This window comes from Paraglaciecola marina (assembly GCF_004360155.1).
Classification (GTDB): Bacteria; Pseudomonadota; Gammaproteobacteria; order Enterobacterales; family Alteromonadaceae; genus Paraglaciecola; species Paraglaciecola marina.
Map to the genome: position 1 here is coordinate 1 of NZ_SAIS01000038.1, position 12,536 is coordinate 12,536.

Annotated in this window: 10 protein-coding genes; 2 read left to right on the top strand and 8 right to left on the bottom strand. The window is 42.3% G+C overall.

The window, feature by feature from the left end:
• Nucleotides 1-153: 153 nt before the first annotated feature.
• The 3 genes from EOK74_RS19880 to EOK74_RS19890 form a co-directional block, all read right to left on the bottom strand.
• Nucleotides 154-720 (bottom strand): hypothetical protein, encoded by a 567-nt coding sequence (locus EOK74_RS19880; RefSeq protein WP_133471869.1) that lies wholly within the window; start codon nucleotides 718-720, stop codon nucleotides 154-156.
• 126 nt (nucleotides 721-846) lie between these two features.
• Entirely contained in the window at nucleotides 847-1,113 is a 267-nt protein-coding gene (locus EOK74_RS19885) for a hypothetical protein (RefSeq protein WP_133471870.1), read from the bottom strand.
• A gap of 351 nt (nucleotides 1,114-1,464) precedes the next feature.
• On the bottom strand, nucleotides 1,465-2,838 hold the full coding sequence (locus EOK74_RS19890; RefSeq protein ID WP_133471871.1) for an L-serine ammonia-lyase: 1,374 nt from the start codon (nucleotides 2,836-2,838) through the stop codon (nucleotides 1,465-1,467).
• A 419-nt stretch (nucleotides 2,839-3,257) separates the two neighbouring features.
• Here EOK74_RS19890 and EOK74_RS19895 point away from each other — a divergent pair, with 419 nt between their 5' ends.
• Both EOK74_RS19895 and EOK74_RS19900 read left to right on the top strand, forming a co-directional pair.
• Complete coding sequence (locus tag EOK74_RS19895; RefSeq protein WP_133471872.1) at nucleotides 3,258-4,907, top strand: BCCT family transporter; 1,650 nt, start codon at nucleotides 3,258-3,260, stop codon at nucleotides 4,905-4,907.
• 209 nt (nucleotides 4,908-5,116) lie between these two features.
• Nucleotides 5,117-6,361, top strand: coding sequence for an MFS transporter (locus EOK74_RS19900; RefSeq protein WP_133471873.1), 1,245 nt, complete (start codon nucleotides 5,117-5,119; stop codon nucleotides 6,359-6,361).
• Nucleotides 6,362-6,382: 21 nt separating this feature from the next.
• Here EOK74_RS19900 and purU read toward each other — a convergent pair whose 3' ends face one another.
• The 5 genes from purU to EOK74_RS19925 are packed head-to-tail and all read right to left on the bottom strand — an operon-like array spanning nucleotide 6,383 to nucleotide 12,475.
• The gene (gene purU / locus EOK74_RS19905; RefSeq protein WP_133471874.1) at nucleotides 6,383-7,273 is read right to left on the bottom strand and encodes a formyltetrahydrofolate deformylase; all 891 of its coding nucleotides are present in this window, start codon (nucleotides 7,271-7,273) and stop codon (nucleotides 6,383-6,385) included.
• A 30-nt stretch (nucleotides 7,274-7,303) separates the two neighbouring features.
• On the bottom strand, nucleotides 7,304-7,903 hold the full coding sequence (locus EOK74_RS19910; protein ID WP_133471875.1) for a sarcosine oxidase subunit gamma: 600 nt from the start codon (nucleotides 7,901-7,903) through the stop codon (nucleotides 7,304-7,306).
• Complete coding sequence (locus tag EOK74_RS19915; RefSeq protein ID WP_133471876.1) at nucleotides 7,896-10,916, bottom strand: sarcosine oxidase subunit alpha; 3,021 nt, start codon at nucleotides 10,914-10,916, stop codon at nucleotides 7,896-7,898. Before EOK74_RS19915 ends, EOK74_RS19910 begins: the two co-directional genes overlap by 8 nt.
• Nucleotides 10,913-11,206, bottom strand: a complete 294-nt coding sequence (locus EOK74_RS19920) for a sarcosine oxidase subunit delta (protein WP_133471877.1) — start codon at nucleotides 11,204-11,206, stop codon at nucleotides 10,913-10,915. Before EOK74_RS19920 ends, EOK74_RS19915 begins: the two co-directional genes overlap by 4 nt.
• An 18-nt stretch (nucleotides 11,207-11,224) precedes the next feature.
• Nucleotides 11,225-12,475 (bottom strand): sarcosine oxidase subunit beta family protein, encoded by a 1,251-nt coding sequence (locus EOK74_RS19925; protein ID WP_133471878.1) that lies wholly within the window; start codon nucleotides 12,473-12,475, stop codon nucleotides 11,225-11,227.
• Nucleotides 12,476-12,536: the final 61 nt, after the last annotated feature.

Below are 12,536 nucleotides of genomic sequence, written 5' to 3' on the forward strand. Positions count from 1 at the left end.
ATGATCTGAGGGAAGTGAAAAGCGAACAAAAAACAAACTATTTTAGGCTTTTTCTACAGCCTCAACGCCTAATTAACAGGCAAAAAATAGTTGGTTAAAATAAGCGACGAAGGAGCAAAAACCAACTGTTTTTTGTCCTTGTTTAATTTCTTGTTATGTTTCAACTGCCAGTTCGCACATAGCTTGAGATATTCTTGCTGATAAATCTTCTGGATCTGCTAATGATGCCAAACGAGAACCTACATGTTTAGCAAAATCCTCTAAAACTACTAAGTTATCAGAACTTGGTACATCAGGCTTTGCTAACGCTTCTCGGAGATAACGAAATGAATGAAGTGATAACAGCGACTCTTTATCTTGGTCAGTTACTTTGGCTTCCAATCGATGTGCCAATTGATTACGTATTGTGTTTAACCTTCTAATGCCACTCGCCAATTCTTTGGTTTCGTTAGAATGGTTTTCCACAAGTGATAATTTTTGTGAAAAGGTTAAACGCGTACCCTTTAAATCACCAAGATTTGGATTTAGGGCAATAAGATACTCAGTTAGAAAGTGCTCAACAAAAAGGTGTGACCTTAAAATTCTTCCTATAGCATCTACATCTTGATTCCATTTTTCGTTTATTAGCGAGAGCTTACGATCCATTTCTGCATTCAGTGCGTCTTTTCCACCAGAAAGCTCAATGACTTTCTGTGCTAGTTTTAAATGATCGATATCCACTGGACTCCTTTTGAAACATAACGTTTCCCATAAGGGGCAAATACTTGTTGGCTATAATGCCCGAGGTACGAGGGAGAGCCAATGAGTATTTGTCCCAGTGAGCCTGCGAACGATTTAATGGGTTTGTTATGTTTCTGCACTTTGATAACGAATATAAACATTAACTCGTCCATTATCTAAATAACTTGAAACAGAGTTATCTAAGCTAGGTGACTTTTCAGGCTCAACGTTATTACCTTTAAAAGAAGTAATTATCTTGTCCCCAATAAATACCTGCCAACTATGATTAAATCCAGCAACTGGTACGAGATATTTTTTGAGTGTCAAGTGTTCAATTATCTGATGCACCGTAGAGTCTATAGGTAGCCTGAAGGTTAGAGTATGACGTTCCAAATCATCTCCTGCACTCACACTGTCCCTATCTACTTTTATAAAATACGTCGACATAATTTATGAAACATAACAATTTAATAGTGCGCGAACCGCGCATATTTCTATTTACATATCGCGCACTTTTCTAGTTTGTACTATTAGTAACAAATTACCTAACAGATTGCTATAGATAGAAAATAAGGGAAATTGATAGGATTTTTGATTCTATAAAAATGCGCGAATCGCGCATTTTCCTAACTACCTATGCAAGTTAGTTAAAGCTGTATTTAACACCAGTAATAATCGTCCACTAATAAGCAAGATATAACCTAGAAAAGCATGCTTACTAAGCAGAGCAAATATAACAGCAAATCAACACTCAACAATATTGACCGCTAGGCCGCCTCGGGCGGTTTCTTTGTATTTAGACTTCATGTCGTTGCCGGTTTCCCACATGGTTTTAATGACTTTGTCTAACGATACTTTGTGGTCACCGTTACCTCGTAACGCTAACCTTGATGCATTAATGGCTTTGATTGACCCCATGGCATTGCGCTCAATACAAGGCACTTGCACGAGTCCTCCCACTGGGTCACAGGTTAAACCTAGGTTATGCTCCATGCCTATCTCAGCGGCGTTTTCTACTTCATCTACTGTACCGCCGAGTATCTCAGTTAATGCCCCTGCGGCCATAGAGCAAGCTACACCTACTTCACCTTGGCAGCCTACTTCGGCCCCCGAGATTGATGCATTCTTTTTATACAAAATACCTATGGCAGCGGCGGTTAGTAAGTAACGTATTGCAGTGTCTTCATCTACTGGGCTGATAAATTTGTCATAGTAATGCAGTACTGCTGGGATAATTCCTGCGGCACCATTAGTAGGGGCGGTAACGACTCGGCCACCTGCAGCGTTTTCTTCGTTAACAGCTAATGCAAAAAGGTTAACCCAGTCCATGGCTTGCATCGGGTCGGTGCTGCGTTCATTTTGCAATCTGCGATAAAGCTTGGGTGCACGGCGCGTTACTTTTAAGCCACCGGGTAATATGCCTTCATTGCTAATACCGTTTTGCACGCACTCTTTCATAACTTGCCAGATATGCCACAGCTTGCGTTTTACCTCCGCTTTGTTTTGAAAAACCTGCTCATTTAAGAGCATAAGCGAACTAATACATAAGCCATGTTCTCTGCACTGTTGCAATAACTCAGTAGCAGATGAAAAGGAGTAGGGCACAGGCAGGGCATCATGTTTCAGGGCGCTGACTTTTTCATCATGAAAGTTTTCTTCTTTAAGAATAAAGCCCCCGCCAATAGAGTAGTAGCTTTGACTAGCAATCACCTCTCCTTGTCTTAAAGCAAAGAAAGTGAGCCCATTAGCATGCAGTGGCAAGGTCTTACGTCGATGAAATATTATGGCGTTTTGACGGGGAAACTTTACGGATTTCTCAGCGTTCAAATCTAGTGATTGGCTTGCTTCTACATTAAGTAACAAAGTGTCAACCAAACTAATATCTATGGATTCTGGAGTGTAACCTTGCAACCCTAAAATAACGGCTTTTCCAGTACCATGGCCTTTACCCGTCTGTCCAAGAGAGCCAAACAACTCCACCTTCACTTCATCCACTTGGTCGAATACTTCAAGTGTTTTTAACTGCTGACAAAACTCTACGCCAGCTCGCATAGGGCCCACTGTATGTGAACTAGATGGGCCAATACCTACGCTGAACATATCAAAAACACTGATCATGGTTTTCTCGATTTAATTGGTTTAATGCTTACATAATGGTGGGTTAACTTAAGTGGTGTAGTGGTTATGCACTTTTCTAATAAAGACATTAAGTAGCCCAAATAAGACATGAGAATTTTAATTATATATACTAAAACGCAAATCAATCCAAGTTCACTTACAAATAAGCGACACAAACAAATTAGCTAGTAGTTTGATGTTATTTATTAACGACGCGTTTAGTAAATAAAAGGTCGTTATCGATCAAAAACGCAGTATGACTAATGCTAGACTGAACCTCGACCTCACACGGTATACGTAGGCGTTACGCACAACAATATTAGTTATATATAGCCCAACTATATTTTGAGCTACTAATGACTATCCTTACTTTCGTAAAGTCTGTAAGTCTCAGAAAAATAAAAATAAAGAAGATAAAAATGACACCAGATACCGCAGAACAATTAAGCACAAACAAGTATTCTAGTTGGTTCAATTTCGGTATTAAACATAGTGTATTTTGGCCCCCTTTTCTACTTTTACTGGGCGCAATGATATTTAGTTTTGTTGACTTAGAGAACTTTCTCAATGTCATGACAGAAATAAATGACTGGATCCTCACTACCTTTTCTTGGTTATTTAGTATTTCAACTTTATGTTTAGTTATCACCCTAGTGATTACATATTTTTCGCCCCTTGGAAAAATCAAAATTGGTGGTAGCGATGCTAAACCTTTATTAACAAAATGGCAGTGGTTTGCAATTACTTTGTGTACCACAGTCGCAACGGGTATTTTGTTTTGGGGTGCGGCAGAGCCCATGTACCATCTTTACGAGCCACCAAACTCTTTAGACATTGCCCCTCAAAGTGAAGAAGCCATAAGATTTACTTTGGGTACTATGTTTATGCATTGGTCATTTACGCCTTATGCTATTTATTGCGTACCAGCATTAGCGTTTGCCTTGTGTTATTACAACTTACACATGCCCTTTTCGCTAGGCTCTTCACTCAAACCATTTTTAGGTAGATTGATTACCAAAAAAAGCGCCATTGTCATTGATGCAGTAGCTTTGTTTGCTTTGGTAGCGGGTATGGCCTCGTCACTTGGCTCTGGAATTTTAGTATTAGGTGGCGGCTTACAATCTGTATTGGGTATACCTAACACCAAAACGGTAATGGCGCTGGTTTGTGCTGCCATTGTCGTCACTTTTATCGCCTCTGCGGTGAGTGGTTTGCAAAAGGGTATTGCACGGCTTTCTAATCTAAATGCGCAAATTTTTATTGTCTCTTGTGTATTTGTGCTTATGTTTGGCCCCACCCAATATATATTTTCGGCAGGGTTACAGGGCATGACTGATTACGTCACCACCTTTTTCTCAAGAAGCTTAAATATGTATACCGGCCCTGATGATAACTGGCCTAACCTATGGACCATATTTTATTGGGCCAATTGGTATGCGTGGGCACCAGTAGTGGCCTTATTTTTAGGAAGAATTGGCCGCGGCTATACAGTAAGAGAATTCATAGTGGTGAACTTAATCTTACCTTCAATGTTCGCTTTTGTATGGATGTCGACTTTTTCAGGCAGTGCGATTTATTTCGACAATCTCACCCTAGGTGGTATTAAAACCGCTATGGATGAAAAAGGCGTTGAGGGTGCCATTTATACCTTGTTTGATAATTTACCTTTAAGCTATATCACTGCTGGCATTTTCATCTTTATTACCTTTATATCTTACGTTACCGCTGCCGACTCAAACACAGATACCATGAGCAACCTGTGTGCAGCCGACAACGAAGCCTGTGTAAATGACCCCGAAGAAGGTTCGGCAGCTGAATTAGAAAGTGCCTCCACACCAACCAAAGCCGCACCTCTGATGCTACTAAAAATAGTTTGGGGAATGAGTATTGGCGTTATAGCCTGGGTGATGGTGAGTTTCGCCAGTATTGATGGCATTAAGATGATGTCAAATTTAGGGGGCTTGCCCGCTATGTTTATTATTATCTGTGTAAATGGCTCCTTATTAGTATTGATTTATAGAGTAGTAAAAGGTGACAAACTAGAGCCGCCTGTAGCAGGTAAACCCTAATGTTTTTGATTTGCTGCTAACTAAACTTAGCAGCAACTTGGAGGACTATTTTGTGGTTTTTATCAATGTCAGAAACTGATGAAAAACAGGTTGAAAATTATTCGCAAAAATAACTGTATTCAAGGCATAAATTAACGAGCATTACGGCAATTCTGCTGGTATTCTGCGCGCCTTTTTAACCCTTACAAATTTTTACAACGAGTAATGCTATGGGATCCCTATTAAGGTCTATCTTTGCCTTATTATTATCAGCCGCCATTTTACTAATGGGCCACGGTCTACAATACACATTAGTGCCACTTTATGGCGTGAGTCTTGGTTGGGAATCCACCACCATAGGTTTTATAGGCTCTAGTTATTTTGCTGGTTTTGTATTGGGTTGCTTAACCGTACCTAAGTTGGTAGCAAGAGTCGGTCATATTCGAGTTTTTACCGTTTTGGTTGCCCTAACCACAGGCTCTATGTTGTTTATTGGTATAGCTGACCAGTTCGAGTTGTGGGTAATTGCACGTCTATTAATGGGCTGGGCAATGGCCGGGATTTACATGGTGATGGAAAGCTGGCTTAACGAAAAAACCCCCACCGAATACAGAGGTAGCATCTTATCTATCTATGCAGTTATCACCCTAGGAGCTATCTGTATTGGACAATTACTAGTTGGCTTTGACCTTGGCTACGAGCGTTTGTTTATGCTTGGCGCAGCTTTATTAGTGTTAGGCATTTTACCCATAGGTTTAACTACAAGCTCAGCACCTAACCCCATACCTAACATTAAACTTAGCTTTAGCCGTATATTTTCAGTATCGCAAATTGCTATGGTGGGTGCATTTTTAGGTGGTTTTATTTCAGGTGGTTTTTGGGCCCTTGGGCCTGTTGTGGCTAATTCGAATGGCCTAGAAGCAGGCCAAGTGGGCTTATTTATGGCTGTCACCTTATTAGGGGGCGCAGCTTTGCAATACCCATTAGGTAGAATGTCTGACAACATCGACAGACGATTAGTGATTGCAGGCTTAGCCGTTTTTGGATTAATAGCCTGTCTGGTTGCAATGTTGCCTTTGTATGACCATCCTTGGTTTATCTACCTCACCATGTTTGCCTTTGGTGGCTTAGTATTCCCTTTATATGCATTGTGTTTAGCTCACGCTAATGACAACACCGACTTATCGGTAATGGAAGTGGGTAGCGGCGTATTAATGATGAACAGTTTAGGCAGTGTATTTGGGCCCCTAGTGGTGTCATCTCTATTTGCATACACAGAACAAGCTTTGTTTATTGTATCAGCGGTTTCATTTTCGCTATTAGCTTTTTGGACTATATTTAGGATCAATTTCTATAAAGCAGACAGAGAGTACTATGCTCCGTTTGTGAGTGTCAGCAAAACCACTCATGAGGTGATAGAAGTAGGGATAGATCCAGAAGACGAGGAGTTACAACAAGCAAAACACGCCCATTAATATTTAATGGGCGACTATCGCTTACTTAGTAAACACCACAGTTTTCTTACCATGTAAGAATATACGATTTTCAATGTGGTTTTGTACTGCTCTAGCAAGGGTTAAGCATTCAATGTCTCGCCCTTTTGCCGCTAAATCTTCAGGGTGATAACCATGGTCTACGGTTTCTACACCTTGGCTAATAATCGGCCCTTCGTCTAGCTCATCGCTTACATAATGGGCCGTTGCCCCCACTAGCTTAATACCTTTCTCATAAGCTTGATGATAAGGCTTTGCGCCTTTAAAACCAGGTAACAAAGAGTGATGAATATTGATGGCTCTACCTGCCAACTTTTGGCACATATCATTGGTCAATACTTGCATGTAACGAGCTAACACCACCAAATCTGCTTGGAATTCTTGAATCACATCCCAAATCAAGGCTTCTTGCTGAACCTTAGTCTCTTTGGTAATAGGGAAATGATAATAAGGAATATTATGCCAAGCCGCTAAATCTTCACAGTCTGGATGATTAGACACAATAGCTTGAATATCTACAGCCAAACTACCAATTCTCCAACGATAAAGCAGGTCATTTAGACAGTGATCTTGCTTAGAGACTAAAATCACCACTTTAGGCTTATATGCTTTTGCCACCAACTGCCACTGCATAGAAAACTTTTCAGCTTTTTGATTAAAGCCTTCCATGAAGGCTTCTCGATCAAACTCAGCCCCATCATTCGCATGAAACTCGATACGAATAAAAAACTGGCCAGTCTTAGTATCATCAAAAGAATGAATTTCTGTAATGTAAAAGCCATTCTCATATAAATAACGGGTGACTACGTCTACCGTGCCTAACAAACTAGGGCAACTTGCGGTAATGATCTGAGTTTGAATTTGTTGTTGTTTTTCTGTAACTGACAGTGTCATTACTGTTCCTTTATACGTAAATAAAATCAGTTACAGCGCAATGCGCAGACCGTATTCTTTACTGCTTTGTTGTAGCCATAACCAAATATAATCTGAAAAACTACGGCGTATAACTAGCTGAAAACTTTGCTCACCTGTCCGCCTAATATGGGCAGAAGATTTTGCAAAAGTGGTCCCGACAACCTTACCAATTGGGAAGTTGTCTAGGTGGACATCATAACCAGTGGATTTTTGCAGCACCTTGATACAATCATCACCACTTAACTCAAGTATGGTTTGCCCACCACTTATATCCGACACCGCAAAATGGCCAGTTAAGTTAGCGCGTAAACTTGCTTCTGTGGCTTCTTCTTTGCCACCTTCAACAAGAATGATCCACTCATCTGGTGATAACCACATAATCGTAGTGTCGTCATTTTGTGCTGACGAACAAGGCGCAAGTGGCAGTGCTAAACCTAATGCTTTTGCTACTCCGGCCACAAACTCTGGGTCTTGGGCATTACCTCGCAAGTTTACATGTCCTAACAGGGCATCTTCACGCAATACCACACCACCTTCAGTGGTTAAGGCTGACAACGCAGCAAAGTCTGCATGCTGTAACGGGGATTCTACTTTGACTAAATCAGACATTTTGGCGATCTCCTTTTGGATCGTAAAACACAGAACTACATATTTCGGCTTCTATAGTGGTGCCATCAGCTAGGGGCACAAATACTGACTGGCCCTTACGCTCTAACCCACCTTTAACCACAGCTAAGGCAAACGAATAACCTAAACATGCGCTGTAATAACTTGAGGTTACATGCCCAACCATTGTCATAGGAATAGGCTGGTCTTTATCAAATACAATTTGTGCGCCTTCCGGTAATACCACTTTCGGGTCTTTAGGTTTTAGGCCTACAAATTGTTTACGATCAGTACGCTCGTTGTCTTCTCGAGTCCAAGAACGTTTACCTAGGTAACTAAAGGCTTTCTTCTTGCCTACTACCCAATTCATGTCTAAATCTTGCGGAGTAACCGAGCCGTCTGTATCTTGCCCGACAATAATAAAGCCTTTTTCAGCACGTAATATGTGCATGGTTTCAGTACCGTACGGGGTAATATCAAACTCTTGACCGGCCGCAACTACAGCTTCCCAACAATGTAAGCCAAAGTTAGCTTGTACGTTGATTTCAAAAGACAATTCACCAGTAAATGAAATACGGAAAATTCGCGCTTTAACTCCGGCTACTTCTGCAGCAATCCAACCCATATACGGGAAGGCTTCGTTGCTCACGTCAGCATCGGTAAGTTTTTCGAGTACCTTACGACTATTTGGGCCAGATATGGTCATGGTAGACCAATGATCAGTCACAGTGCTGAAGTACACTTCTAACTCAGGCCATTCAGTTTGATGCCAAAGCTCTAACCAATTTAATACGCCAGCCGCCCCACCTGTAGTCGTGGTCATTTGAAAGCGATTATCGTTGATGCATGCAGTTACACCATCGTCAAACACCATACCGTCTTCTTTACACATCACACCATATCGACATTTGCCAACCGCTAATTGACTCCAAGGGTTGGTGTAAACACGGTTTAGAAATTCACGGGCATCTTTACCTTGAATGTCTATTTTCCCTAATGTAGATGCATCTAACAAACCTACACTGTTGCGGGTTGCTAAGCATTCGCGCGCTAATGCTTGCTCCATGGTTTCACCCGGTTTTGGGTAGTACCAAGGACGTTTCCACTGGCCTACATCTTCAAACTCAGCGCCATTATCAACATGCCAGCTATGCATGGCCGTAAAACGAGCTGGGTCAAACAACTGCTTAACATCACTGCCCGAAAGGGCTCCAAAGGTAACAGGTGTGTACATAGGCCTAAAAATAGTGGTGCCAGTTTCAGGTATGGTTTTACCTAAAGAATTGGCAGTTATCGCCATACCATTTATGTTGCCTAATTTACCTTGATCAGTACCAAAACCTAATGCGGTATAACGCTTAACGTGCTCTATTGACTCAAAACCTTCACGATTAGCTAATTCAATACCAGCAGCAGTTACATCATTTTGGTAATCCACAAACTGCTTAGGTGCACGGCTGGTGGGTTTAAAGTGAGGAATATGAAACAGTGCCATGGCAGGTGTTTCGATATTTTTAGTCACTGTAGGCGCCAGTAACTCTAGGCTACTGACATTTTTACCCGCGTCACCGGCAGCGGCTAAACCACACTTAATGCCGTCTTCTAATACTTGTGATAAATCATATACGCCTTGTATACCACCACAAATATGCTGTGCTTGTTCAGTCTTACCAGGTACAAAACCTTGAATATCATCACGCCAAATAGGCTTGCTACCCGTATGTGAAGACAAATGTAATACCGGGCTCCAACCTCCAGAGCTTGCAACAGTGTCACAGGTATAACTAACGGCTTGACCCGAAACAGATTTACCATCAGCACTCAAGGGGGCAACCTCTACAGATTTAACCCGCTTGCTTCCTTTAACATCAATAATGCCATGGCCAAATTCGACTTTTATGCCACGCTTCATCGCTTCTTTAACCAAGAAGCCATCGGCACTTGGGCGGGTATCAGCTATTAGCACCACACTTTTACCCGCATCATGCCAAGCAATGGCGGCTTTGTAAGCGTTATCATTTGTGGTCATCAAGGCTAAGCGATTGCCGGGTACAACAGCATAGCGATTAATATAAGTGGTGACTGCTGAAGCTAACATACAACCTGGTACATCATTGTTGCCAAATACCAAAGGCCGTTCGTGGGCTCCGGTGGCTAAAATAACCTGTTTAGCTCGTACTTTATGTAAACGCTGCCTAGTGCCATTACTATTGGTTTCACCAATATGATCACTACGACGTTCATTAATACCTATGTAATTTTGGTCGTAATAACCAAATGCGGTACTACGGGGTAACAAAAGTACATTATCGTTTTCAGCTAATTCAGTTAAGGTACTGACTAACCAAACGGCAGCCGCGGTTTCATCGATTAATTCTGTTGAACAAAGTAGGCTGCCGCCCATTTCGTTTTGCTCATCGGCAATAATCACTCTGGCACCTGCGCGGGCCGCAGCTAATGCAGCTGATAAACCCGCAGGACCTGCACCGACTACCATTACATCACAATGATGATTTAATTTGTCGTAACTGTCTGGGTCTGGCTGCAGAGGGCTACATCCTAAGCCAGCACCTTTACGGATCATTTTTTCGTAAGACATCCACATAGATTGCGGGAACATAAAGGTCTTATAGTAAAACCCTGGAGGCATGGCAGAACCACCCACTTTACCCACTGTACCCATTAGGTCAAAATCAACGTTAGGCCAACCGTTGGTAGAGCTACACACTAAATTGGCATACAACTCAGTTTGTGTTGCCCTTGGGTTAGGAATAGTTGATGCGTCGTTAGAGCCTACTTGGAATATTGCATTGGGCTCTTGGGCATCAGCTGTAATAACGCCCCTTGGGCGACTGTATTTAAAACTTCTACCCACTACATCCACACCATTGGCTAACAATGCAGAGGCTAATGTGTCACCTTCAAACCCTTGATAAGTTTTATCGTTAAAGGTGAAATTTAAAGGTGTTTGCCGATTAATACGGCCACCATCATCTAGGCGATTGACTTGTTTCATTCCGACTCCTCAGCAACAACACTCGGTTGCTGACCCATCTTGTAGGTTTCTAAAATTTTGTATGTCACTGTGTGCCTTGTCATGTTGAAAAACTTGCGACAACCGGCACCGTGCACCCACATTTCGTGGTGTAGCCCACGGGGGTTTTTTCTGAAAAACAAATATTGAGACCACTGCTCATCAGTTAGTGCCTCAGGCTCTAAAGGGCGCTCAATGTGCGCCTCACCAACAGGGTGAAATTCATCTTCTTCGCGAAACTCTTCGCAGTAAGGACAGTAGATATGTAGCATGATTTAAATCTCCCCGACTTAGTGCGCAACACCGGCAGCGCCGTGTTCATCAATTAATTTACCTGAAGTAAAACGGTCAATATCGAAAGCTTTAGCTAGAGGATGAGGTTCATCTTTGGCGACTGTATGAGCAAATACGTTTCCAGAACCTGGCGTGGCTTTAAAACCGCCTGTGCCCCAGCCGCAGTTAAAGTACAAACCTTTGATATGGGTTTTTGAGATAATAGGGCAAGCATCTGGTGTGGTGTCTACTATGCCGCCCCATGCTCGGTTTAACCTGACGCGGCTAAAGATAGGGAACATCTCAATAATGGCTGAAATAGTATGTTCAACAATATTAAACGAGCCACGCTGGCCATAACCTAAGTAACCATCAATACCGGCACCAATAACCAAGTCGCCTTTGTCTGACTGACTCACATAACCATGTACGTGGTTAGACATAACAACCGTATCGATAATTGGCTTGATTGGCTCAGATACCATAGCTTGTAATGGATGAGACTCTAAGGGCAATTCCATGCCCACCATTTTAGCCAAGGTGCCAGAATTACCCGCTGCCACACAAGCTACTTTATCAGCCGAAATAAAGCCGCGATTAGTTTCTACTCCGCATACTGCGCCGTCTTTACGACGAATACCTGTTACTTCGGTTTGTTGCAGTAAGTCTACCCCTAATGCATCTGCGGCACGGGCGTATCCCCAAGCAACAGCGTCATGCCTTGCTGTGCCGCCTCTAGGTTGCCAAGACGCCCCCATTACTGGGTAACGAGCGGTTTTAGAACAATCTAAAATAGGCACTATATCTTGTACTTCTGCGGTATTCAGTAATTGAGAGTCGATACCGTTGAGTCTGTTAGCACTCACTCGGCGTTCGATATCGCGCATATCTTGCAAAGTATGGCCAAGGTTTAACACGCCACGCTGACTGAACATCAAATTGTAATTTAGGTCTTGAGCAAGGCCTTCCCACAATTTTAACGAATGCTCGTATAAATGCGCCGCTTCATCCCACAAGTAGTTTGAACGAATTATAGTGGTGTTACGGGCAGTGTTACCGCCACCTAGGTAGCCTTTTTCGACCACAGCGATATTGGTCATGCCATGCTCTTTTGCCATGTAATAAGCGGTTGCTAAACCGTGACCTCCACCACCCACAATGATTGCATCGTAGTGTTTTTTAGGGGTTGGGTTACGCCATACCCGTTGCCAGTTTTCGTGGTGGCTTAAGGAGTGTTTTAACAGTCCGAAACCAGAGTACTTTTCCATGGTTCTACCTTTTTTAAATTGCGCCGGGCAATATCTGTTTAATCAATAACGACTGTATTAC

What these genes read in the sequence shown, in the direction of transcription:
- EOK74_RS19890 (WP_133471871.1), bottom strand. Translation starts at nt 2,838, where the DNA reads ATGATCAGTGTTTTTGATATGTTCAGCGTAGGTATTGGCCCATCTAGT.
- EOK74_RS19895 (WP_133471872.1), top strand. Translation starts at nt 3,258, where the DNA reads ATGACACCAGATACCGCAGAACAATTAAGCACAAACAAGTATTCTAGT.
- EOK74_RS19900 (WP_133471873.1), top strand. Translation starts at nt 5,117, where the DNA reads ATGGGATCCCTATTAAGGTCTATCTTTGCCTTATTATTATCAGCCGCC.
- purU (WP_133471874.1), bottom strand. Translation starts at nt 7,273, where the DNA reads ATGACACTGTCAGTTACAGAAAAACAACAACAAATTCAAACTCAGATC.
- EOK74_RS19910 (WP_133471875.1), bottom strand. Translation starts at nt 7,903, where the DNA reads ATGTCTGATTTAGTCAAAGTAGAATCCCCGTTACAGCATGCAGACTTT.
- EOK74_RS19915 (WP_133471876.1), bottom strand. Translation starts at nt 10,916, where the DNA reads ATGAAACAAGTCAATCGCCTAGATGATGGTGGCCGTATTAATCGGCAA.
- EOK74_RS19920 (WP_133471877.1), bottom strand. Translation starts at nt 11,206, where the DNA reads ATGCTACATATCTACTGTCCTTACTGCGAAGAGTTTCGCGAAGAAGAT.
- EOK74_RS19925 (WP_133471878.1), bottom strand. Translation starts at nt 12,475, where the DNA reads ATGGAAAAGTACTCTGGTTTCGGACTGTTAAAACACTCCTTAAGCCAC.